The sequence below is a fragment of the Achromobacter spanius genome, from assembly GCF_002966795.1.
In the GTDB taxonomy this organism is placed as follows: Bacteria; Pseudomonadota; Gammaproteobacteria; order Burkholderiales; family Burkholderiaceae_B; genus Achromobacter; species Achromobacter spanius_D.
Window position 1 is genome coordinate 3,269,248 of record NZ_CP023270.1, and the last position, 22,998, is coordinate 3,292,245.

Below are 22,998 nucleotides of genomic sequence, written 5' to 3' on the forward strand. Positions count from 1 at the left end.
ACCGTGGCGCAGCACACCGCTCAACACCCGGTGCAGCGGCCGCCGCGCCGGGTCTCCTGGAACGATCCGGCCACGCGGGCGCTGGTCTACCAGGCGCTGGCCCTGGCGCTCGTCGGGGCCGCCGTCTGGTTCCTGGTGCACAACACGCTGCACAACTTGTCGATGCGCAACATCGCGACGGGTTTCGGCTTTCTCAACCGCGAGGCGGGTTTTGCCATCGGCGAATCCGTCATCGCCTACGCGCCCGCCGACACCTATGGCCGCGCCATCTTCGTCGGCGTCCTGAACACGCTGCGCGTGGGCCTGCTGGCGCTTGTTGCCGCCACCATTCTGGGCGTCTTCATCGGCGTCGGACGCCTGTCCAAGAACTGGCTGGTCAACAAGATCACCTCCGTGTACGTCGAGGTGATGCGCAACGTGCCGCTGCTGTTGCAGTTGTTCTTCTGGTACGCGCTCATCACCGAAAACATGCCTGGTCCGCGGCAAGCGCATAACCCACTTCCCGGCGTCTTCATCTCCAACCGCGGCCTCAAGGTGCCAGGGTTGGAAGGCGCGTCGCTGGACTGGGTGCTGTGCGGACTGGGGCTGGCCATCGTGGCGATCATCGCCGTGGGGCATTGGGCCGCGAAACGCCAGGAAGCAACGGGGCAACCGTTCAAGCTGGGACGCACGGCCATCGGCCTGCTGGTCGCATTCCCGGTCATCGGCTGGCTCGCCAGCGGCGCATCGCTGACGCTGGACATGCCGGCGCTCAAGGGTTTCAACTTCGTCGGCGGCCTGACGCTGTCGCCGGAGTTCGTCGCCCTCTTCCTGGGCTTGACCGTCTACACCTCGGCCTTCATCGCCGAAGTCGTGCGCTCTGGCATCCAGGCCGTCAACAACGGCCAGTGGGAAGCCGCCGGTTCGCTGGGCCTGCCGCGCCGTCTGGTGCTGCGCCTGGTGATCCTGCCGCAGGCGCTGCGCGTCATCATCCCCCCGATGACGAGCCAGTACCTGAACCTGCTGAAGAACAGCTCGCTGGCGGTGGCCATTGGCTATCCGGACATCGTGTCGGTGGTGAACACCACCCTGAACCAGACGGGCCAGGCCATCGAGGGCATCCTCATCATCATGGGCGCCTACCTCACGGTCAGTCTGTCGATCTCGATATTCATGAACTGGTACAACAAGCGCATCGCGCTGGTGGAGCGTTGAGATGAGCAGCACTACGCAAACCCTGGCCGCGGACGTCGCGCCGCCCGGCGCGCAAAGCGGCGCCTGGGCATGGATGCGATCCCGCCTGTTCTCCTCGCCGCTCAACATCCTGATCACCGTGCTCCTGGCATGGTGCCTCTTGATGGCCGTGCCGGCGCTGGTGGAGTGGGCCTTCATCAAGGCCAGCTTCGACGCCACCAACGCGCAGGAATGCCGCGCCGCCGGCGGCGCCTGCTGGGCGTTCATCGTTGAAAAGCATCGGCTCATCCTCTTTGGCACCTATCCGTTCGACGAGCAATGGCGTCCGCTGATCGCCACCGGGATCCTGATCGCGGTGATCGTGGCCAGCGGCATGCGCCGCTTCTGGAACGGCAAACTGGCGGTCATCTGGACGCTGGGTCTTGCGGCCGTGTCCGTGCTGATGTGGGGCGGCGTGTTGGGCCTGACCTACGTCGAGAACGCCCGTTGGGGCGGCCTGCCGCTGACCTTGATTCTGGCCACCTTCGGCATTGCCTTCGCGTTTCCGATCGGCGTGCTGCTGGCGTTGGGACGCCGCTCGAAGATGCCCGCCATCAAGGCGCTGTGCGTCGTGTACATCGAGCTGATCCGAGGCGTGCCGCTCATCAGCCTGCTGTTCATGTCGTCGGTCATGCTGCCGCTCTTCCTGCCGGAAGGCTTCACCATCGACAAGCTGCTGCGCGCGCAGATCGCCATCATCATGTTTGCCGCGGCCTACATCGCGGAAACGGTGCGCGGCGGCCTGCAGGCCATCCCGAAGGGGCAGTACGAAGGCGCGGATTCGCTGGGCCTGAACTACTGGCAGCAGATGCGCAAGATCATCCTGCCGCAGGCGCTCAAGATCGTGATTCCGCCGCTGGTGGGCATCTTCATCAGCCTGTTCAAGGACACGTCGCTGGTCGTGATCATCGGCATCTTCGATCTGACGCTGGCGGCCAAGGCGGCCCTGTCCGACGCGGCATGGCGAGGTTTCGGGGTGGAAGCTTATCTCTTCATCTCGCTCATCTACTTCGTCTTCTGCTATTCCATGTCCAAATACAGCCGCGCGCTCGAGCAGCGCCTGGCCACCGGGCACGCCCGGTAAACCCGAAGGAGAACAGGCATGTCCGATGCCATCATTCGTCTGCAGGACGTGAACAAGTGGTACGGCCAGTTCCACGTGCTGCGCAACATCAATCTGAACGTCGCCCAGGGCGAGCGCATTGTGGTGTGCGGCCCGTCGGGTTCGGGCAAATCCACGATGATCCGCTGCATCAACCGGCTGGAGGAACACCAGAAGGGCCAGATCATCGTCGACGGCACCGAGCTGACCAGCGACTTGAAGCACATCGAGACCATCCGCCGCGAAGTGGGCATGGTGTTCCAGCACTTCAATCTGTTCCCGCACCTGACGGTGCTGGAAAACCTGACGCTGGGCCCGATGTGGGTGCTCAAGCAATCGCGCGCCCAGGCCGAAGCCACGGCCATGAAGTACCTGGAGCGCGTGCGCATTCCGGACCAAGCCGCCAAGTTCCCCGGCCAGCTGTCCGGCGGGCAGCAGCAGCGCGTGGCGATCGCGCGTTCGCTGTGCATGAACCCCAAGGTCATGCTGTTTGACGAGCCCACGTCGGCGCTGGACCCGGAAATGGTCAAGGAAGTGCTGGACGTGATGGTGACGCTGGCGCAGGAAAGCGGCATGACGATGATCTGCGTGACGCACGAGATGGGCTTTGCGCGCAAGGTCGCCAACCGGGTGATATTCATGGACCGTGGAGAGATCATCGAGGAAAACAATCCGGATGATTTCTTTGATCATCCGCAGAGCGAACGGACCAAGCTGTTCCTGAGCCAAATCCTGCACTGACACGCCGGAAAATCGCCAAGCAGTTCATCAAGCCGCCTTCTTGCAAGGCGGCTTTTTCGTTTGGGGGTGTTGAAAGAACCAGAACGCGGCGCACTCGGCCCGTATCCCCCTGGAATGCGTATTAGTGATTTGAATATGCTGCTGCCCCCCACTGCGACCCCGGGCCGCCGAATCAGAAATCAGATATCAACATGAGAATTCAATCGTTCTAGCGCGCCATCGCATCGGCCAGACTGCGTCTTTCTCAAAGCGCATACAGGAACACCGATGTCCCTTCCTTCAGTCACCGGTCTGGACCACTACATCATCCGGGTCAACGACCTGCAGGCGGCGACCGACCGTTACGTCAAGCTGGGCTTCAGCCTGGCGCCGCAAGGCAGGCACCATCGCGGCACGCGTAACCAGACGATCATCCTGGACGCGAATTACCTTGAGCTGCTGACCTTCCCCGAAGACCTCAAGGCGCAGTCGCGCTTCGGCGGGTTTGACGACGCGTACGAAGGCCCGGTGGCCACCGCCTTGCAGACCACCGACAGCACGGCGGTGCATGCGGAACTGGCAAAGCTGGGCATCGACGCCGAGCCGCCCATCAGCGGCGGCCGCCCGGTGCACCTGCCCGAAGGCAGCGAGGACGCGGCCTGGAACAACACCCAGTTTCCGGCAGGCCTGCTTGGCGTGCCCGACTTCTTCACGTGCGGCCACCTGACCCGCCATCTCGTCTACCGCCCGGAATGGCAGGAGCATGCCAACGGCGCGCGCCGCATCGAATCCTTGATCGTCGTGCATCCCCAGCCCCGTTCGCTGCGCGAAGGTTACGAGCGCGTGTTCGGCCCCATCGCCACCAGCGAACTGCCCGACGATGGTCTGCAGGTGCGGCGCGGCAGCCTGCGCATCGATTTCTTCACGCCCGCCGCCTTTGAGCAGCGCTACCCGCAGGTCCGCGTGCCCACGGGCCTGCCCGCCGCATCGCAGGGCGGATGGTTTGCCGGCTCGGTCATCGGCGTTCGGGATCTGGACCAGACCCGCGCGCTGTTCGACGCCAACCAGGTGAAGTACCGCACGAATACGCGCGGCGAGCTCGTGGTGTCGCCGGACGACGCGGGCGGCGCGTTGCAGGTCTTCGTTCAGGAGGCGTGAGATGAGCCAGCCGCTGCCCGATTACTGGGATTGCTTTGCCAACGACTATTCGTCCGCGCGGCAGGCCTTCGTCGACGACGCGGCCGCACGCGGGGCCGCGCTGTTCCGCTATGAACATCCCACGCTGAAAGACCCACAGGGCGACGCGCTGAGCGTGGACGTGGCCGTCCTGGGCCGCCGCGATGCGCCGCGCACGCACCTGGCGATCAGCGGCACCCATGGTTTGGAAGGCGCGGCCGGATCCGCAGTGCAGCGCGCATGGCTGGCCGCAGACGGCGCGCGGGCCCTGCCCGATGATGTGAACGTCGTGCTGGTGCATGCGCTGAACCCGTATGGCTATGCCCACGGCACCCGCACCACGGAAAACAATGTCGACCTGAACCGCAATTTCGTCGACCACACCCGGCCCTATCCTGCCAATCCGCACTACGCCACGCTGCATCCGCACCTGATCCCGGCCCGATGGACCGAGGCCACGCACAAGGCCGCCGCGCAGGCGCTGGATACGTTCAAGACCACGCACGGCGCGGATGTGCTGTTCAACGTGACGGCCAGCGGCCAATACACGCATCCGGATGGACTGGTCTTCGGTGGCCAAGGCCCCGAATGGTCCAACCGCACGCTGCGCCGCATCGTCGACGAGCACCTGGCGGCGAGCGAGCGCGTCGCGTTCATCGACTGGCACACCGGCATCGGCGAGTACGGCGAGCCCTTTTTCCTGTGCTTCAACGACGAAGACAGCGCGGAGCAAACGCAGGCCGCGCGCTGGTGGGGTTCTGAACGCGTGCGCGACCAGCGCCCGCACGGCTTGGCGCGACCCGACTATCAGGGCCTCGTGTTCCGTGGCGTACAGCAGGCGCTGGTTGATCGCCCGCTGGCCGGCGCGGTTGTCGAATTTGGCACGCGCGGTCTGCAGATGCGCCCCGCGCTGCGCCTGGACCAATGGCTGCGCTTCAAGGCGCCGCAGTCCCCCGATGCCGCGCGCGACGCGCAATTGCGTGCGGACCTGGTCGATGCCTTCGTTCCCGTATCCAGCGTGTGGCGGCGCAGCGTCGTGGCGCATGGCCTGCACATCACGCGCCAGGCCATCGACGGCGTCGCGGGCTGGTGACTTCCTTCCTCTAAATCCTCTTCTATCTGGCATTCATGAAAGCGATTGTTTTGCGTGAGCACGGCGGCAGCGAGAACCTGCGCCTGGAGACGAACTTTCCCGATCCCGTGGCGGGTCCCGATGACGTGGTGATCCGCGTCAAAGCCTCGTCCCTGAACTATCACGACGTCTTCACCCGCCGCGGCATGCCCGGCATCAAGCTGCCCTTCCCCGTCATCATCGGCCTGGACGTGGCTGGCGAAATCGTCAAGACCGGCGAGAACGTGCGCGACTGGAAGGCCGGCGACCGCGTGCTGGTCGACCCGATCGACCGCGTGGACGGCGGCCTGGTCGGCGAAACCATCCACGGCGGACTGGCCGAGCTGTGCCGCGTGCCTGCGCACCAGCTTCTGCGCCTGCCCGACGAAGTCAGCTTCGAGCAGGCCGCCGCGCTGCCTGTGGCCTACGGCACCGCGCTGCGCATGATGAATCGCATCGGCCAGGTGCAGGCCGGCGAAAAGGTCCTGATCCTGGGCGCCAGCGGCGGCGTGGGCGTGTGCGCGGTACAGCTCGCCAAACTGGCGGGCGCCGAGGTCATCGCCTGCGCCGGCACCCCTGAAAAAGGCGATTCCCTGCGCGCGCTGGGCGCCGACCACATCATCCTGTACACCGAGGAAGACTTCCTGAAAGCCGTGCAGGAACGCTTCGGCAAGCCCTCGCGCCGGCGCGGCGGCAAGCCGGGCGGCGTGGACGTGGTCGTGAACTTCACGGGCGGCGACACGTGGGTCAAGTCCCTGCGCTGCCTGCGCCTGGGCGGACGCCTCTTGACCTGCGGCGCGACGGCCGGCTTCGATCCCAAGGAAGACCTGCGCTACATCTGGACCTTCGAGCTGCAGATCCGCGGCTCCAACGGCTGGGACCGCGAAGACCTGCACGAGTTGCTGACGCTGGTGCGCGACGGCCGCCTGCGCGTCGAAGTGGACCGTGTGTGGCCACTGGAACAAGGCGCCGAGGCGCTGGCCTCGCTGGAAGATCGCAAGATCGTCGGCAAAGTGCTGGTGGCGTCATGAGCGCGCAGCTCAATGCCGCGGATATCCAGGCCAAGTTCGACGGGTCGCCCTTCATTGCGTGGCTGGACCTGTCGGTGCGCGACGTCAACCACGAACAAGGTGAACTGACCGTGGTGGCGCCCTTCCGTCCGGAGTTCGAACGCGGCGCGCAGAGCGGCCAATGGCATGGCGGTCCGCTGGCCGCCGTGATCGACACCGTGGGCGACTTTGCCGTCGGCATGCTGCTGGGACGGGGCCTGCCCACCATCAACTTCCGCGTCGACTATCTGCGCCCTGCCATCAATACCTCGCTGACCGCCGTGGCGCGCGTGCGCCGCAACGGCCGCAGCGTGGGCGTGGCCGACGTCGACCTCTACAACGACCAGGGCGCGCTGGTGGCCATCGGCCGCGCCACGTACGCCACGCTCAGCCAGGGCTGAGCTGCGCCATCGAGACAAGGATTTCCGTCATGACACAAGCAACCCGCGCCGGACGGCGCGCCTTTCTGACCCGTTCCGCGGCCGGTGGCCTGGCTGCGGCCGGCCTGGGCGTCGCGCCCCGCACGCTGCTCGCGGCCACCGACCGTCCCGGCTCCGATACGGGCCCCGCACGCCGCGGCGGCACGCTCGTCGCCACGTGGGGCGGCCTGGAACCGCAAGCCCTGTTTGTGCCCGGCGGCGGCGGTTCCAGCCCGTTTCAGACCTCCACCAAGATCCTGGAGCGCCTGCTCAAACTGGACGCCGACCTGAAGTTCCAGCCCGCGCTGGCCCTGTCCGTCACGCCAGCCGCGGACTTTCGCAGCTACACGATCAAGCTGCGTGAAAACGTCACCTGGCACGACGGCACGCCCTTCACGTCGGCCGACGTGGTCTACAACGTGCTGCAGCACTGGAAGCCCATTTCCGCCGGCATCGCGCTCAAGTCGCTCACGGAAGCCACCGCGCCCGACCCGCACACGGTCGTGCTGACCTTCAACGCCCCGGTGCCCGAGTTCTTCCTGAAGTCCACGCTGTCCGGCCAGTACCAGTTGCTGGTGCCCAAGCACCTGTACGACGGCAAGGACCTCATCACCAATCCGCTGAACAACACGCCGGTCGGCACGGGTCCGTGGAAGTACGGCAAATGGGTGCGCGGCAGCCATGTCGAATACCTGCGCAACGACAAATACTGGAACGCCACGCAGCCGAACCTGGACAAGCTGGTGATCCGCTGGTGGGCGGACCCGGCCTCGCGCGGAGCGGCGCTGGAAACCGGGGAACTGGGCCTGGCCTATTCCAACCCGGTGCCTGCGCGCGACATCGACCGGCTGGTCAAGACCGGCAAGGTTGTCGTGGACACGCGCGGCTACCAGAACACGGCCTGGACGGTCACCGCCGAGTTCAACCAACGGCGCGACATCGTCAACCGCCGCGAGGTCCGCCAAGCCATCCTGCACGCCATCGACCGCCAGTTCATCGTCGACACCATCTACTACGGTCGCGGCAAGCCCGCGATTGCGCCGATCTTCAGCAGCAATCCGCTGTTCTTCACCGAAGACGTCCCGCGCTATGCGTTTGATCCCAAGAAGGCGGCCGCCCTGCTGGACGCCGCCGGCTTGCCGGTCAAGGACGGCAAGCGCTTCACCGTCAACCTGCTGGCCGCGGCCTGGTTCGAGGAAAACGCCAAGCTCGGCCAATACCTGAAGCAGGCGCTGGAAGACGTGGGCATCGCCGTGAAGCTGGATTCCGTGGACCGTGCCACCGCGCTCAAGCGCATCTATGGCGAATACGACTACGACATCGCGGTGTCCAACTTCACGTCGCCGCTGGAGCTGGTGCCCACCGTGACGCAGTTCTTCACGACGGACGGCATCGTCAAAGGCGCCGCTTTCCGCAACGCCACGGGCTATTCCAGCCCGGAGATGGATGGCATCGTCGGCAAGCTCGCCGTCGAAACCGATCCTGAGGCCCGCCGCAAGCTGGCCGCGCAGTTCGCCCGCCTGGCGTCCACCGACGTGCCGATCGTGCCGCTGGTGGAAATCCAGTCGTTCACGCTGGCCGGCAAGAACGTGCGCAACTTCACGACCGGCGCCAACGTCCAGGGCGAAACCCTGGCCGACGTCTGGCTGCAGGCCTGAGACCGCCATGGCGATCCGCCTGATCTCGCGCCGGCTGCTTCAGGCCATCCCGCTGCTGCTGGGCGTGGTGATCCTGAACTTTGCCCTGATCCAGTCCGTGCCGGGGACCTTCCTGGACGTCATGACGGCCGAGCAGCAGGTCACCGACCCGGCCCTGATCGAGCGCCTGCGCGTGACCTACGGGCTGGACCAGCCACCGGCGGTGCAGCTGCTCAAGTACATCGGGTCGGTCGCGCAGCTGGACCTGGGTTACTCCTACCGGCACAACCTGCCGGTGCTGGACGTGATCCTGGCGCACCTGCCTGCCACGCTGGTGCTGATGCTGGCCAGCATCGCCATCGCCGTGCTGGTGGGCGTGGCGGCCGGCATCGTGTCAGCCGTCAAGGTCAACACGTGGTGGGACAGCGCCGTGTCCGCCTTCGCCGTGCTGTGCTTTGCCGCGCCAAGCTTCTGGCTGGGCATCATGCTCATCATCTTGTTCTCGGTGAAGCTGGGCTGGTTTCCGGTGGGCGGCATGGTCACCATCGGGCTGGACGGCGGGCTGTGGCGCCAGGCATTGGACATCCTGCACCATCTGGCGCTGCCCGCCGTGGCGCTGGGGCTGTTTTATTCGGCCGCCTATGCCCGCGTGATGCGCGCCTCGATGCTGGAAGTCAGCCGCATGGACTACGTGCGCACGGCCTATGCCAAGGGCCTGACGCGCGTCGCCGTGGTTCTGCGCCACGTGCTGCGAAACGCGGTGCTGCCCATCGTCACCCTGCTGGGCCTGCAACTGGGCGCCGTGCTGGGCGGCAGCATCGTGATCGAGTCCGTGTTCAGTTGGCCCGGCATCGGCGCCGTGCTGTTCGACAGCGTCATGAGCCGCAACTATCCCGTCGTGCTGGGCATCCTGGTGCTCAGCTCCGTCGTGGTCATCATCGCCAACATCTTCGTGGATCTTGCCTACACGCGGCTGGACCCGCGCATCAAGGCCGCCTGACATGTCCGCTACTTCCGCTGCAACCGTTCCCGCCGGGGCGCCCGCTGCCCGCCGCCCGGATGCCTTCGCCGTGCGCTTTGCCCGCAACCGCGGCGCCGTGGCCGGCGCGCTGGTCCTGCTGCTGGTCGCGCTGGTGGCCGCCAGCGCCGACTGGCTTTACCCCGTCAACCCGCTGCGTATCGTCGGCGCACCCGAGATCTGGCCGTTCGAATCCTGGCGTTATCCGCTGGGCACGGACTCCATGGGCCGCGACATCGCCGCGCTCATCGCCCACGGCGCGCGCGCCACGTTGCTGATCGGCCTGGTGGCCGCCGCCACCGCCACGCTGATCGGCGTCACCGTCGGCGCGGCTGCCGCCTGGGCAGGCGGCTGGGTGGATGAGGGGCTGATGCGCCTGACCGAGCTGTTCCAGATCATCCCCAACGTGGTCTTCGTGCTGACGGTCGTGTCGGTGCTGGGCCCGCGAATCGAAAACATCACGTTGGCCGTGGGCCTGGTTTCCTGGCCCCCGATTGCCCGCCTGACCCGCGCCGAATTCCTGTCCTTTAAAGAACGCGAGTTCGTGCAGGCCTGCCGCGCCGTCGGCATGAGCCCGTGGCGCATCGCCGCCGCCGAAGTCCTGCCCAATGCGCTGCCGCCGGTCATCGTGATGTCGTCGCTGGTCGTGGCCGGGGCCATCCTGTACGAGTCGGTGGTGTCCTTCCTGGGACTGGGCGATCCCAACATCGCCAGCTGGGGCCGTCTGGTCGGCGAAGGCCGCAGCCTGATCCGCTCGTCCTGGTACATCTGCGCCGTGCCCGGCGTGGCCATCATGCTTACCGTGCTGTCGCTGAACCTGGTCGGCGACGGCCTGAACGACGCGCTCAACCCCAAGCTGCAAAAGCGTTGAGCCGCCAACTTCTGGAAGTCTTTCTTATGACGCATTCCCCCCAAAACCTTGGCGACCTTGCCGATCCGCGCCTGCCGGCCGACCTGCCCGCGCTCGTCGACCTGCGCCTGCCCGATGCGCCGTGGCAACTGACGCACGGCGAGGCCGACGGCCTGGCCGGTGGCGTGGCCGCATGGCTGGCCGCCCGCGGACTGCCGCCCGGCTCACGCATCGCCATCGCGGCGCTGAACCGTGCCGAGTACCTGCTGGCGTACTTCGGCATCATGCGCGCCGGATACGTGGCCGTGCCGATCAACATCAAGCAGTCGCAGGAGAACATCGACTACGTGCTGCGCGATGCGGATATCGCGCTCGCATTCGTGGATGGCCCGCGCCGCGCTGGTTTCGAAGCCACTGTGCCGGTGCTGGATTTTGACGACGCCGGCCCGCAGGGCTTTGCCGCGCAGATCGCCCCCACCGCGTTCACCAGCGTCACGCCCGCGCCCGAGGACATCGCGCAGATGCTGTACACGTCGGGGTCCACGGGCAAACCCAAGGGCGTCCCGCTGACGCATGCCGGCCAACTGTGGGCGCTGACCGCCACGTCCGGCCCCGCAAATCCGGACGCGCCTCAAGCGCGCTACCTGCTTGCGCAGCCGCTGTTCCACATGAACGGCCTTTTCATGGCCAAGCGCGCGTTTGCCAGCAACAGCCTGTTGGTGATCCAGCCAGGGTTCGAGGTACAGGCCTACGCGGATGCGCTCGCGCGCTACCGCATCACCATCCTGACCGCCGTGCCCACGATGTTTGCGCGGCTGGTCAAGGACCCCGCCTTGCTGCAGGACCACGATCTGTCAGCGCTGGAGCGCGTGATGCTGGGCTCCGCGCCGATGACGACGGCCCTGTTCGACCGCATCCAGCGCGCGCTGCCGCACGTGCGCATCACTCACGGCTATGGCACGACGGAGGCCGGTCCCGCCGTGTTCGGGCCGCATCCCGACGGCTTGCCCACGCCGCCGCTGTCCGTCGGCTATCCGCTGGACGCGGCGCAGGTCCGGTTGACGGGCGGCGCCAACCCGGACGAAGGCGTGCTTGAAATGAAGAACCCCGCCGTGCTGGGCGGCTATCACAACCTGCCGGAAAAGAGCGCGCAGGTGCTGAGCGACGGCTGGTACTACAGCGGCGACGTGATGCGCCGCGACCCCGACGGATTCCATTACTTCGTGGGCCGCGCCGACGACATGTTCGTCTGCGCCGGCGAGAACATCTATCCCGTTGAAGTCGAGAAGCTGCTGGAATCGCACCCCGACGTGCGCCAGAGCTGCGTGGTGCCGCTGGCCGACGAAGAGCGCGGCCACATCCCGGTCGCCTTTGTCGTGCGGCGCGCCGGCAGCACGCTGGACGCCGACACGCTCAAGCAGCACGCCCTGGCCAACGGTCCGGCGTACCAGCATCCGCGCCGCATCCGCTTTCTGGACGACCTGCCCTGGGCCGGCACCAACAAGGTCGATCGCAACGCCCTGCTGCACGAGGCGCGCGCGCTGGAAGCGCGGCAGGCATGGACACAATCCGAAAAGGAGGCCGCATGAGCGCCACACCCGATTCCCTGGCGGGTAAGACCGCCCTCGTCACCGGCGGCAGCCGCGGCATCGGTCGCGCCATCGCGCTGGCGCTGGGCCGCCGCGGCGCGCTCGTCGCCGTGCACTACAACGTGCAGGGCGACGCCGCCGATGAAGTCGTGGGCCAGATCCAGGCGGCCGGCGGCCAGGCCTGGACGCTGCAAGCCGACCTGGCGGACCCGGAGGCGGCGGCGCGGCTGGCGCAGGATGCGCGCGCCAGCTTGCGCGAGCGTACCGGCGCCGAGGGCCTGGACATTCTGGTCAACAACGCCGGCGTGGGCCTGCGCGCCCGGCTGCCCGAGGTGACGCCGCCGGACTTCGACCGTGTGCTGCAAGTGAATCTGAAGACGCCGTTCTTCCTGATCCAGCACTGCCTGCCGATCCTGCGCGATGGCGGCCGCATCATCAATATCTCGTCGATGGGCACGCGCGCCGCCTATCCCGAAATGAGCGTCTACGCGCCGGCCAAGGCGGGTCTTGAAGCGCTGACGCTGCTGCTCGCCAGCGAACTGGGCGCGCGCGGCATCACCGTGAATGCCGTGCTGCCCGGCGCCACCGCCACCGATCTGAACCAGCGCGCCCGCGACCCGGAACTGAGCCGCGTCATCGCGCAGAGCATCGCACTGGGCCGCGTGGGCCAGCCCGACGACATCGCGGACATCGTGGCATTCCTGGCGTCCAACGAGGGGCGCTGGGTCACGGGACAGCGCATTGATGCGACGGGAGGACAGCGGCTATAGCGCCGGCATACCCATATACATATGTGATATCGGTATTTTTCACACGGCCGCATGTCTCTTAGGATTCCAGCGTTCTTCTCCCAACGCTGGAATTGCCTTGTCACGCCTTACTCCTTTGGATCCCGCCAAGCTGGATCCCGCGACCGCCCAACTCTTCAATCAGCTTCTGCAGGATTACGGCCCGTACGCGAACATGCTGAGCGCCTTCGCGCCCCGCCCGCCGGCCTTGAAGCATTTCTTCTCGTACCTGGTGCAGTCGCGCGAGGACGGGCTGATTTCGCCGCGGCACCTGGAAATCGCGCTGCTCACAGCATCCAAGGCGCACGCCTGCCATTACTGCGTCACGCTGCATACGCCCAAGCTCGCCGCCCATGGCATCTCGCAAGAAGCCATCGACCGCCTGCTGGAACCGCAGGTGCCGGGCCTGGACGAGAAAGACCTCGTGGTGCGCGACTACGCGGTGCTGGTCACGCTGACACCGGCGCAGGTCAGCGATGCCTTCTACGCGAAGCTGCAATCGTTCTTCAGCGAAGAACAGATCGTCGAGCTGACCATCCGCATCGCGCTGTGCAGCTTCTTCAAGCGCTTCAACGAGGCGCTGGAAGTCCCGCACGAAGACGTGGTGGCGCTGGAACTGGAGCATGGCGCGGCTTGAGGCGGCGTGCAGTCGTTTCGCCATGAGCCCTACCCCGCCCCTGAAACTTGAGATCCGCAATCTCTCCAAACGCTTCCACACCGACACCGGCCCGGTGCAGGTTCTGGACGACATCAGCCTGAACGCCGCCAGCGGCGAGTTCGTCAGCATCATCGGCCCGTCCGGCTGCGGCAAGTCCACGCTGTTCAACATCCTGACCGGCCTCCTGGAGCACGACGCCGGCGCCATCGCACTGGACGGCCGCCCGCTGCCCAACCTGCGCGGGCGCGTCGGCTACATGCTGCAGCGCGACCTGCTGATGCCGTGGCGCACCGTGCTGGACAACGTCCTGGTCGGTCTGGAAATCCGCGGCGCGCCCAAGGCCGAATCCGTGGAACGCGCACGCGAATACCTGGACACCTTCGGCCTGCTGCCCTTTCAGGACAGCTATCCGAAGGCACTGTCCGGCGGCATGCGCCAGCGCGTGGCCCTGGCCCGCACGCTGTTGCCCGACCCCGACGTGCTGTTGCTGGACGAGCCCTTTTCGGCGCTGGACTACCAGACCCGCCTGTTCCTGGAATCCATGCTGGCCGAGACCGTCAGCAAGCAAGGCAAGACCGTGGTGCTGGTGACGCACGACATCGACGAAGCCATCGCGCTGTCCGAGCGCATCTTCGTCCTGAGCGCCCGCCCCGGCCGCCTGAAAAGCGAGCACCGCATCGAGCTGGGCACGCGCTCGCCGCTGCATGCGCGCCACGACAGCCGCTTTCCCGGCTATTTCGACCTGCTGTGCCAGGAACTCGACATACAGACCGCCCGCAAGGACGGCACCCACGCATGACCCAGACCTCCGCATCTCTTGCCCAGGGCGTCACTGCGCCCGCGCCCGCGCGCCCGCGTCCGGGCTTTCGCGTTCCCGTCCTGGCGACGCAGCTTCTCATTCTTGCCGTGCTGTTCGGTGCATGGGAAGCCGCCGTGCGAACCGGCGCTGTGTCGGGCTTTTTGTTCGGATCCCCGGCCGGCGTGGTGCAGGCGGGGTGGAAGCTGATCGTGTCCGGCGAACTCTGGGAGCACGCCAACTACACGCTGTGGGCGTCGGCCGCAGGGTTCGTCGTCGGCACCGTGGTGGGCACCATTCCGGGCCTGGCGCTGTGGTATTCGCCCTATGGCGCCAAAGTCGTCGAACCCTTTCTGGTCGCCATCAACAGCGTGCCCAAGATCGCGTTCGCGCCGCTGGTGATCCTGTGGTTCGGCACGGGCCTGATTTCCAAGGTGGCGCTGTCGATCTCGCTGACGTCCATCGTCGCGCTGCTGGCCGCCTTTCAGGCTGCCAAGGACGCGGACCCGGACATCCAGAAGATGCTCGTATCGCTGGGCGCCACCAAACGCCAGATCTTTTCGAAGGTCGTCGTGCCGTCGGCCACGCCCGCCATCATCGCCACGTTCCGCATCAACATCGGCTTTGCGCTGGTGGGCACGGTCGTGGGCGAGTTCATCTCATCCAAGTACGGCCTGGGCCACATCATCTTCGTCGCCTCGTCGCTCTATGACCTCAATACGGTCTGGGTCGGCATCTTCTCGCTGATGCTGCTGGGCTTTGTCCTGTATGCGGGCGTGGACATCGCCGAAAAGCGCTTGCTGCGCTGGAAAGACCAGACCTACGCCACTCAATTCAAACTGTGAAGCGCGCATTGCGCCGCTGCAAATCCATGAAAATCCGATCCTCCCTGCACATCGCCGCCGTCGCGGCTGCTTCCCTGCTGTCCGTCTCGACCATGGCCGCCGACAAGGCCAACGACAAAGCCGTGGTCTCCGCCGCGTTCAAGTCCGTGTTCTACCTGCCGGTGTATTTCGCCGAGGAACACGGCTACTTCAAGGACGAAGGGCTGGACGTGCGCATCGACGTTGCGTCGTCTTCGACCAACGCGCTGGCCGCCGTCATTTCCCGAAGCGCCGACTTTTCGCTGCACGGCCCCGAATGGACCGCGATCTCCTTCGGCCGCGGCGCGCCGGTCAAAGTAGTGGGCGGCACGCTGAACCGCCTGGGCGTGTGGCTGACCTGCAAGCCGGCCTTCGCGTTTGATGGCTTCAAGAGCCTGAAAGGCGCCACCATCGCCACCGGCGCCATGCCGACCACCAGCTCGTCCGCGTTCATCAAGCTGGTCAAGAACGCCGGCCTGGACCCCAAGCGCGACGTGAACCTGCTGGAAGTGCCGCTGGGCAACGAGATCGGCCCGCTCAGTTCCGGTCAGGCCGACTGCGCGGTGCTCTACGAACCGGGCGCCTCGCAGGCGCAGGCTCAGGGCTTCAAGGTGGTTTCCGCGTTCTCGCGCGAGATCGGTCCTTACACGTTCTCTGCCATCTCCACGCGCCAGGACATTTCGCCCCAGGTCTCGCAGAAGTTCGTGTCCGGCATCGACCGCGCGCTCAAGACGATCCGCAAGGACCCCGCCGCCGCCGTGGCCAGCGGCCTGAAGCTCTTTCCCAATCTGGACCCCGCCGTCGTGCGCGCGTCGGTGCAGCGCCTGATCGACGACGGCGTGTTCGCCGATTCCGTGGCCGTGCCCGAGCAAGCCTTGAAGGACGCGCTCCAGACCCAGATCGATCTGGGCAATCTGGACCGCATCCCCGCGGATGGCAAATGGCTGGACCTTGGCTACGCCGATTCGATTGCCGGGAAGGCATACTGACGCACCGTCAGAAGCGGTGGCGCATGCCCACCGCGTACTGGGACTGATGCCAGGACGGATCGTCCCAGGCGCCCCGCATGTAGCCGTAGATGGCATACACATTGGTGCGCTTGGACAGGTCGTACACGTAGCCTGCCGAATAGATCTGCTGGGAATGCGTGGCGCCATCGCGCTCGAGCGCACCGCCTCCCGGCAGGCTGCCCTGCCACGACGCCATCACGGTGCTCGCGCCCGTGCGCCAGGCGGCGCCCGCCATCACGCCGTGCACCGTGCTGCCTGGAAAGTACACGCGCTGCCCGGGTGACGGCACCGCAGGGATGGTGGAGCCGTTGCGCATCACCGACCAGCCGGCGTAGAGCGTGAACGCGTCCACCGTCGCGCGGCCCGCAAGCGTGTACGCGTACGGCCGGCGGTCGGCCCCGGCGTTCGCCATGGCGGCCGATTGCAGCGTTCCGTCCGCCCAGCTCGCGCCCTCGTAGGTCGCGGCGATCGAATAGCCCGGCTGGTCGAACACCACTGCGGCGCTGTACAGCTTGTTGGTGGACGCGGTCCGAAAGCCGCCGCCCCCGTCATAGTCCAGGCTGGCGTCCACACCCGCGCGCAGGCCGCCCACGGATGGAGTCCAGTACGACACCGTGTTGTCGGCGCGATTGGCGTTATACGGCAGCAGCGCGGTCTGCGCGCCCGTGATCAGGTACGACGCCAGGAACGCATCGTAGTCCGCCAGCGTGGCGGACGACACCGAGGTCTGCCGCCCCAGCCGAAGGTCGCCGAAACCGCCCGACACGCCCACCCACGCCGCGCGTCCGAACAGGCGTCTGCCTTGCGCCGAGTTGCCGTTGGTGGCCAGAAAGCCGCTTTCCAGCTGGAAGTTCGCGCGCAGGCCGTTGCCCAGGTCTTCGCTGCCGCGCAGCCCCCAGCGCGAGCCGGACTGCACGCCCGACTGCATGTTGATGGCCGTGCCGCGCTCCTGCGTGGAAAAGCCCGCGATGCTCAGATCGACGACGCCATACAGCGTTACCGTGTTCTGCTGCGCGTCGGCCGCCCATGGCGCCATCAATGCCGCGACGCCCGCGGCAAACTTGCGTGCTGCCATCGCCTGCCTCACAGGTACTTGAGCCAGGCGATATCGCGGCGCGCGGCCTTCAGGCGTCCGAACCAGCGCACGGGCCAGAACAGCGCCACGGCCAGCAGGATCGAAATCAGCCACACCGACGCCATGCCATCGACGCCGAAGTACTTGCCCTGGTTCAGGCCCCAGATGGTTTCGCCGCCCAGGTACAGCGCCTTCAGCACATACAGGTGCAGCAGATAGAAGAACATGGGCGCGGCGCCAAACACGCACAGCGCGCGGACCCAACCGGCCGACTGCGCGCGTTCGATCAGCACCAGCAGGCACAGTCCCAACCCCAATGTCAGCAGCAGGAACATCAGCGACGGCGGATATTTGGTGATGTTCACAAAGCTCATGACGGTGTGCAGCGCGTCATCCTGCACGGCCCACTTCTGCGACTGCCCGTAGCCATTGAGCGCGCGCAGGACCACAAAGCCCGCCACCGCCGCCAGCCCGGCCGTCCACAGACGGCGTTGACGCACGGCCGCGTCCGAACCCGGCTGGAACCACGGTCCGGCCGCATAACCCAGCGCAATCACGCCGATCCACGGCAGCAACGGGTACGACGTGCGCAGGCGCAGCGTGTCGCTCACCTCGATCCAGCCGCGATCATGCAGCACTGCCCAAGGCACGTGCATCGCGTGGCCCGCGGCAAAGTGCACGGCATCCAGTGCATTGTGGCCAGCGACCAGCACCACGCCCACGACGACCAGCGCCCAGCGCGGCAACCACAGCAAGGCCGCCAGCGACAGCATGGACAGGCCGATCACCCAGATCACCTGCAGATACACGACGGAAGGCGGAAACTGGAACGTCCACGCAAAGTTCACGACGATGACTTCGAGCGCGATCAGGAATGCGCCCCGCTTGGCCAGAAACGCAGCCGTCGCGCCGCGGTCGCCGGCCTTCGCGCCGTACAGCCAGGCCGACAGGCCCGTCAGAAAGATGAACACCGGCGCGCACAGATGCGCGAGCAGGCGCGAGAAGAACAGGTCCGGCGGCGTGGCGGACACGTCCATCGGGTCGCCGACCTGATGATGCAGGAAGAAGGTTTCGCGCACATGGTCGAGCAGCATGATGACGATGACCAGGCCGCGCAGCGCGTCGATGGAGCGCAGCCGGGTGGCGGCGGGAGGGGAAATCAGAGAAGCCATGGAGGAATGCGGGAGATGCTAGAAATGCCGTTGGTACGCCGGGCGGCGCGCCGCGCGAAAAAGCCAGAATAGTAATGTAATAACATTACTAATCCAAGACAATTATGGGGCCATATTCAGTCGGATCGATCTTCTCCGGGGCGATCCGCTGAGTTCCGAATGCAAAGGGCCGTCGCAATCGACGGCCCTGGTTGCGGCGGGTCGCTGCGTTGCCGCCCGCCCTGCCCGCTGGCTCCCCTTGCGGACGCTCGTTACTCAGCCTGAATGCCCGCCTGCCTGACCTTGTCGCCCCACACCTTCTCCTGCTGCACGACAAACGGTCCAAATGCCGACGCCTGCGCCGGCGTGGGTTCCGCGCCCATCTGCGTCAGCTTCTGCTTGAAGTCCGGCGCCGAGACGATCTTGTAGAGTTCATCGCCCAGCCGCTGCGCAATGGGCGCCGGGAGTTTCGCCGGGCCAAAGATGCCCACCCACGCGGCAAGGTCGAAGCCCGGTTGCCCCAGCGCTTCGGACACGCTGGGCAGATTGGGCGCAAGCGTGCTGCGCTTTTCCGTAGACACAGCCAGGGCCTTGAGCGTGCCGGCCTGGATGTGCGCGGCCGCCGACGCCAGGTCCACGAACATGAACGTGGCGCGCCCGCCGATGATGTCCGTCATTGCCTGCGGCGTGCTCTTGTAGGGCACGGCCGTCGCCCCCAGGCCGGTCAGCTTGTCGAACGACGCGGCCGAGATCTGGCCGGTGCTGTTGCCATACGCGTAATTCAGGCTGCCCGGATTGGCCTTGCCGTAGCGCAACAGATCGTCCACGCTGCTGATCGGCAACTTGGCGCTGACGGCCAGCACAAACGGAAAATTGCACACCTGCACCAGCGGCGTGAAGTCCTTGACGGGGTTGTAGCGCAGGCTCTTGTACAGATGCGGATTGGACGAATGCGTGGTGTTGGTGGCCAGCATGATCGTGTAGCCGTCCGGCTGGGCGCGCGCGACCAGGTCCGTGGCCACCTGGCCCGATGCGCCAGGCCGGTTTTCGACGATCACGGGCTGTCCCAGCGCGGCCTGCAGGCGCTCGGCGATCAGCCGCGCGACGATGTCGCTGGCGCTGCCCGCGCCGAATGCCGTGACCAGCTTCACCGGCTGATTCGGATAATCCGCCGCCTGCGCGGCACGCCCTGTCAGGCCGCACGCAAGCAACGCCGCCGCGCAGAGCGGCTTGAACACATCACGCAACATGTCAGTCTCCTTGGTGGCGCGCCGCGCCTGTGCCGGGCGGTCGCATTAAATGGCTGCGGCGGAACCGCCGCGGATCCTGCGGTTTATCGCGCCGTTCAGCCGCCTGCCGGTGCGCTGGCGAGGATGCGAAGGGCCTGCTTGAGATGCGGGCGATCCAGCATTTCGCCGTCGAGCTGCAAGGTGCCCACGCCCGGCGCATCCTCGAAGGCCTGCACGATGCGCCGTGCGCGCGCCACGTCGGCCGGGTCGGGCGTGAACGCCTGGTTGATGGGCGCCACCTGATCGGGGTGAATGGCGATCTTGCCGGTGAAACCTGCGCGCCGCGCCCGCGCCGCATCCCTTTGGAGGCCTTCTGCGTCGCGGAAGTTGCCCCAGATCGTGTCGATGGCGGGCACGCCGGCCGCGGTGGCGCCGAGCAGGCACAACGAGCGCGCCAGTTCATAAGTCAGGTCGTATTCGCCATCCTCGCGCCGGTTGCTGGCCGCGCCCAGCACGGCGGCCAGGTCCTCCGCGCCCCACGTCAGGCCGCGCAGCCGCGGGCTGCATCCGGCGTATCCGCCCAGGTTGAACATCGCACCGGCCGTTTCGGTGGCGACGGGCATGATGCCGATGCCGCCAGCCGGCAGGCCCTCGCGCACTTCCAGCGCCGACAGATAGTGGTCCAGCACGACAATGTCCGGCGCCCCCTGCCCTTTGGGCAGCAGGATTGCGTCCGGGCGCCCGCGGACCACTTCCGCCAGGTCATCCAGCGCCAGTCCCGAATCCAGCGGGTTGATGCGCACCCAAAGCTCGGGCCCAGACGCGGGACGCGCCGCCAGGTATTCGCGCACCATGCCGCGCGCGACCGGCAGCCGCGCAGCGTCCACCGCGTCCTCCAGATCCAGGATCAGCGCGTCCGCGCCGCTGGCTGGTGCCTTGGCCAGCTTGCGCTCGCTGTCCCCGGGAACGAACAACAACGATCTCAACGCCATATCCCTGCTCCTCTCCGTCCTTGAAATCGGGGCGCGCGCCGCTCGGCGAACGCCTGCCTTCCGTGACATCTTCCGAGTCCTGCAGCAGACGCAGAAACAGCTGCTCCACCCGCAGGCCGGTGGCGAGCGGCAGTGTCATGCCGCCGCCGAGACCGCCGGCGCCCGCATTGCCAGATGGCGCTGTATCGCCGCCTCGTCGTAACCGAGTTCCGCCAGGACCTGCCGCGTATGCTGGCCGACCGTGGGCGGCGGCGACGTGGGCTTGGGCCGTTCGCCGTCAAAGCGCAGCGGCTGCGATACCACGTTCAGTTCGCCGTGCGCCGAATCCGCAAAGCGGTAGATCATTTCGCTGGCGGCCATGTGTTCGTGCGCCAGCACTTCGCCCACCGCCTGGATGGGCGCGCAGGGAATGCCGGCCTGCGCCAGCCGCGCGATCCATCCGTCCCGCGTGTCTTCGCGCATGACCTGCGCCACCAATGCCAGCACCTCGGGCCGGTTGCGCACGCGGTCCGCGTTCGTGGCGTAACGCGGGTCCTCTGCCAGGTCGGGCCGGCCGACCTCGCTGCAGAAGGTGCGCCACAGAGAGTCGTTTGCGACGCCCAGCAGCAAGGGGCGGTCACTGGCGTCGAACACCTGATACGGGCACAAGGATTCGTGCGCGGAGCCCCACCGCCGAGGCTCGGTGCCGCGCTCCCAGTAGCTCTGCATGACGTAACCCATGAAGCCCACGGACGTGTCGAACAGCGACGCCTCGACCTGGCAGCCCTTGCCGGTGCGCAGCCGCCGGACCACGGCGGCCAGGATGCCGGTAGCCGCGTGCATGCCCGTGGCCTGGTCGATGGGCGAAATCGGACTGCGGATCGCGGGCCCGTCCTCTTCGCCGGTGATCGACATCATGCCGCAGAACGCCTGCAGGATGACGTCGTAACCCTTGCCGCGCCGCAAAGGTCCCTTGCTGCCAAAGCCCGAAATGCTGCAATAGACCACGTCAGGCCGCAGCGCCACCGCGCTGGCGTAATCGATGCCCAGGCGGCTGGCAACGCCGGGCCCGAAACTCTCGACCACGATGTCGGCGGTGGCGATCAGCCGCTGGGCGGCCTCGCGGCCTTCCGGCGATTTCAGGTCCAGCGCGATGCTGCGCTTGTTGCGATTCACGCTCAGGAACACGGTGCCGTCGTCCTGCCGAAACGGCGGCCAGCGCCGCGTGTCGTCGCCCTTGAGCGGTTCCACCTTGATGACTTCCGCGCCCATGTCGCCCAGGTACTGCGTGCACAACGGCCCGGCCAGCACCTTGGAAAAATCCACCACCCGCAAACCTTGCAACGCATCCATCGCGTCCGTCTCCCGTATGTGTGTGATTGCAGCGCCCTGGCACGCGGATCAGTACGACTTCGGCAGCCCCAGCACTTTCTCGGCGATATAGCAGAGGATCAGTTGCGGCGACACGGGCGCGATGCGCGGCAGCATGGCTTCGCGGAAGTACCGTTCCACGTGGTACTCCTTTGCGTAGCCCATGCCGCCATGCGTCAGCACCGCGGTCTCGCACGCCCGGAAGCCCGCCTCGGCGCAGAAGAACTTTGCCGCGTTGGCCTCGGCGCCGCAGGGCAGCCCCTGGTCGTACATCCACGCGGCGCGGCGGTACAGCAGCTCGGCCGCTTCCAGCTCCACCCAGCGCTCGGCCAGCGGATGCTGCACGCCCTGGTTCTGGCCGATGGGCCGGTCGAACACCACGCGCTCGCCTGCATAGGCTGCCGCCCGTCTCAAGCCTGCACGGCCCAGCCCCGTGGCCTCGGCCGCCAGCAGAACCCGCTCGGGATTCAGGCCATGCAGGATGTACGAGAACCCCTTGCCTTCCTCGCCGATGCGGTCTTCGACCGGCACTTCCAGCCCATCGATGAAGAGCTCGTTCGAATCCACGGCCTTGCGCCCCAGCTTTTCGATCTCGCGCACGCTGATGCGCGTGCGGTCCAGATCGGTATAGAAGAGGCTCAGGCCCTGCGTCGGTTCCGTGACCTGATCCAGCGGCGTAGTGCGCGCCAGCAGCAGAATCTTGCTGGCCACCTGCGCCGTGGAAATCCAGATCTTCTGGCCATTGACGACGTAGCGGTCGCCCTGGCGCACGGCCAGCGTGCGCAGCTTGAGCGTGTTCAGGCCCGTATTGGGCTCAGTAACGCCGAAGCACGCCTTCTGCTCGCCGCTGATGATGGGCGGCAGCCAGCGCGCGCGCTGCGCATCGCTGCCATGCACCACCACCGGGTGCAGGCCGAACACATTCATATGGATGGCCGACGCGCCCGAAAGCCCTGCGCCGGATGCGGCCACCGCCTCCATCATCAGCGCCGCTTCCAGGATGCCCAGGCCCGCGCCGCCGTATTCGGTCGGCATCGCCACGCCCAGCCACCCGGCGCCCGCCATCGCGCCATAGAAATCCTCGGGAAAGCCGCCCTCCTTGTCCTTGCGGGTCCAGTAATCGTCGTCAAACCCCGCGCACAGGTCCTGCACCGCGTGGCGGATGGCCGCCTGATCGTCAGTCAGCGAGAAATCCATGGGCTA

At 66.7% G+C, this 22,998-nt stretch carries 22 protein-coding genes; 16 read left to right on the forward strand and 6 right to left on the reverse strand.

The window, feature by feature from the left end; translation table 11 throughout:
- Positions 1 to 3: 3 nt before the first annotated feature.
- The 16 genes from CLM73_RS14615 (at position 4) to CLM73_RS14690 (ending at position 15,977) form a co-directional block, all read left to right on the forward strand.
- Positions 4 to 1,194 carry an amino acid ABC transporter permease gene (locus tag CLM73_RS14615; protein WP_105239037.1) on the forward strand — a complete coding sequence of 397 codons (1,191 nt, stop codon included), beginning with the start codon at positions 4 to 6 and terminating at the stop codon, positions 1,192 to 1,194.
- A 1-nt stretch (position 1,195) separates the two neighbouring features.
- Positions 1,196 to 2,296 (forward strand): amino acid ABC transporter permease, encoded by a 1,101-nt coding sequence (locus CLM73_RS14620; RefSeq protein WP_105239038.1) that lies wholly within the window; start codon positions 1,196 to 1,198, stop codon positions 2,294 to 2,296.
- 18 nt (positions 2,297 to 2,314) lie between these two features.
- Positions 2,315 to 3,055: an amino acid ABC transporter ATP-binding protein gene (locus CLM73_RS14625; RefSeq protein WP_056318048.1), complete on the forward strand. Its 741-nt coding sequence runs from the start codon at positions 2,315 to 2,317 to the stop codon at positions 3,053 to 3,055.
- A 267-nt stretch (positions 3,056 to 3,322) separates the two neighbouring features.
- Complete coding sequence (locus tag CLM73_RS14630; protein ID WP_105239039.1) at positions 3,323 to 4,192, forward strand: VOC family protein; 870 nt, start codon at positions 3,323 to 3,325, stop codon at positions 4,190 to 4,192.
- A 1-nt stretch (position 4,193) separates the two neighbouring features.
- Positions 4,194 to 5,303 (forward strand): M14 family metallopeptidase, encoded by a 1,110-nt coding sequence (locus CLM73_RS14635; protein WP_105239040.1) that lies wholly within the window; start codon positions 4,194 to 4,196, stop codon positions 5,301 to 5,303.
- A gap of 35 nt (positions 5,304 to 5,338) precedes the next feature.
- Positions 5,339 to 6,352 carry a quinone oxidoreductase family protein gene (locus CLM73_RS14640; protein WP_105239041.1) on the forward strand — a complete coding sequence of 338 codons (1,014 nt, stop codon included), beginning with the start codon at positions 5,339 to 5,341 and terminating at the stop codon, positions 6,350 to 6,352.
- Complete coding sequence (locus tag CLM73_RS14645; RefSeq protein WP_105239042.1) at positions 6,349 to 6,771, forward strand: PaaI family thioesterase; 423 nt, start codon at positions 6,349 to 6,351, stop codon at positions 6,769 to 6,771. The genes CLM73_RS14640 and CLM73_RS14645 overlap by 4 nt, the downstream gene beginning before the upstream one ends.
- 29 nt (positions 6,772 to 6,800) lie before the next feature.
- The gene (locus CLM73_RS14650; RefSeq protein WP_105239043.1) at positions 6,801 to 8,447 is read left to right on the forward strand and encodes an ABC transporter substrate-binding protein; all 1,647 of its coding nucleotides are present in this window, start codon (positions 6,801 to 6,803) and stop codon (positions 8,445 to 8,447) included.
- A gap of 7 nt (positions 8,448 to 8,454) precedes the next feature.
- On the forward strand, positions 8,455 to 9,426 hold the full coding sequence (locus CLM73_RS14655; protein ID WP_105239044.1) for an ABC transporter permease: 972 nt from the start codon (positions 8,455 to 8,457) through the stop codon (positions 9,424 to 9,426).
- A gap of 1 nt (position 9,427) precedes the next feature.
- Entirely contained in the window at positions 9,428 to 10,315 is an 888-nt protein-coding gene (locus CLM73_RS14660; protein WP_105239045.1) for an ABC transporter permease, read from the forward strand.
- A 26-nt stretch (positions 10,316 to 10,341) separates the two neighbouring features.
- Positions 10,342 to 11,883, forward strand: a complete 1,542-nt coding sequence (locus tag CLM73_RS14665; protein WP_105239046.1) for a class I adenylate-forming enzyme family protein — start codon at positions 10,342 to 10,344, stop codon at positions 11,881 to 11,883.
- Positions 11,880 to 12,653, forward strand: a complete 774-nt coding sequence (locus tag CLM73_RS14670; protein ID WP_105239047.1) for an SDR family oxidoreductase — start codon at positions 11,880 to 11,882, stop codon at positions 12,651 to 12,653. Before CLM73_RS14665 ends, CLM73_RS14670 begins: the two co-directional genes overlap by 4 nt.
- A 97-nt stretch (positions 12,654 to 12,750) precedes the next feature.
- Positions 12,751 to 13,308 (forward strand): carboxymuconolactone decarboxylase family protein, encoded by a 558-nt coding sequence (locus tag CLM73_RS14675; RefSeq protein WP_105239048.1) that lies wholly within the window; start codon positions 12,751 to 12,753, stop codon positions 13,306 to 13,308.
- Between the two features lie 22 nt (positions 13,309 to 13,330).
- Entirely contained in the window at positions 13,331 to 14,128 is a 798-nt protein-coding gene (locus CLM73_RS14680) for an ABC transporter ATP-binding protein (RefSeq protein WP_105241534.1), read from the forward strand.
- Positions 14,125 to 14,970, forward strand: coding sequence for an ABC transporter permease (locus CLM73_RS14685; protein ID WP_105239049.1), 846 nt, complete (start codon positions 14,125 to 14,127; stop codon positions 14,968 to 14,970). Before CLM73_RS14680 ends, CLM73_RS14685 begins: the two co-directional genes overlap by 4 nt.
- 26 nt (positions 14,971 to 14,996) lie before the next feature.
- Positions 14,997 to 15,977, forward strand: a complete 981-nt coding sequence (locus tag CLM73_RS14690; protein ID WP_105241535.1) for an ABC transporter substrate-binding protein — start codon at positions 14,997 to 14,999, stop codon at positions 15,975 to 15,977.
- Positions 15,978 to 15,984: 7 nt separating this feature from the next.
- Here the strand turns inward: CLM73_RS14690 and CLM73_RS14695 are convergent, their stop codons facing one another.
- The 6 genes from CLM73_RS14695 to CLM73_RS14720 all read right to left on the reverse strand — a co-directional run bounded on the left by CLM73_RS14695 (position 15,985) and on the right by CLM73_RS14720 (position 22,992).
- Positions 15,985 to 17,073, reverse strand: coding sequence for a porin (locus CLM73_RS14695; RefSeq protein ID WP_105239050.1), 1,089 nt, complete (start codon positions 17,071 to 17,073; stop codon positions 15,985 to 15,987).
- Between the two features lie 8 nt (positions 17,074 to 17,081).
- Entirely contained in the window at positions 17,082 to 18,245 is a 1,164-nt protein-coding gene (locus CLM73_RS14700; protein WP_105239051.1) for a DUF1624 domain-containing protein, read from the reverse strand.
- 251 nt (positions 18,246 to 18,496) lie between these two features.
- Positions 18,497 to 19,474 carry a Bug family tripartite tricarboxylate transporter substrate binding protein gene (locus CLM73_RS14705; protein WP_105239052.1) on the reverse strand — a complete coding sequence of 326 codons (978 nt, stop codon included), beginning with the start codon at positions 19,472 to 19,474 and terminating at the stop codon, positions 18,497 to 18,499.
- A 95-nt stretch (positions 19,475 to 19,569) separates the two neighbouring features.
- The gene (locus CLM73_RS14710) at positions 19,570 to 20,445 is read right to left on the reverse strand and encodes an HpcH/HpaI aldolase/citrate lyase family protein (protein ID WP_105239053.1); all 876 of its coding nucleotides are present in this window, start codon (positions 20,443 to 20,445) and stop codon (positions 19,570 to 19,572) included.
- A gap of 135 nt (positions 20,446 to 20,580) precedes the next feature.
- On the reverse strand, positions 20,581 to 21,777 hold the full coding sequence (locus tag CLM73_RS14715; protein ID WP_105239054.1) for a CaiB/BaiF CoA transferase family protein: 1,197 nt from the start codon (positions 21,775 to 21,777) through the stop codon (positions 20,581 to 20,583).
- A 48-nt stretch (positions 21,778 to 21,825) separates the two neighbouring features.
- Positions 21,826 to 22,992: an acyl-CoA dehydrogenase family protein gene (locus CLM73_RS14720; RefSeq protein ID WP_105239055.1), complete on the reverse strand. Its 1,167-nt coding sequence runs from the start codon at positions 22,990 to 22,992 to the stop codon at positions 21,826 to 21,828.
- Positions 22,993 to 22,998: the final 6 nt, after the last annotated feature.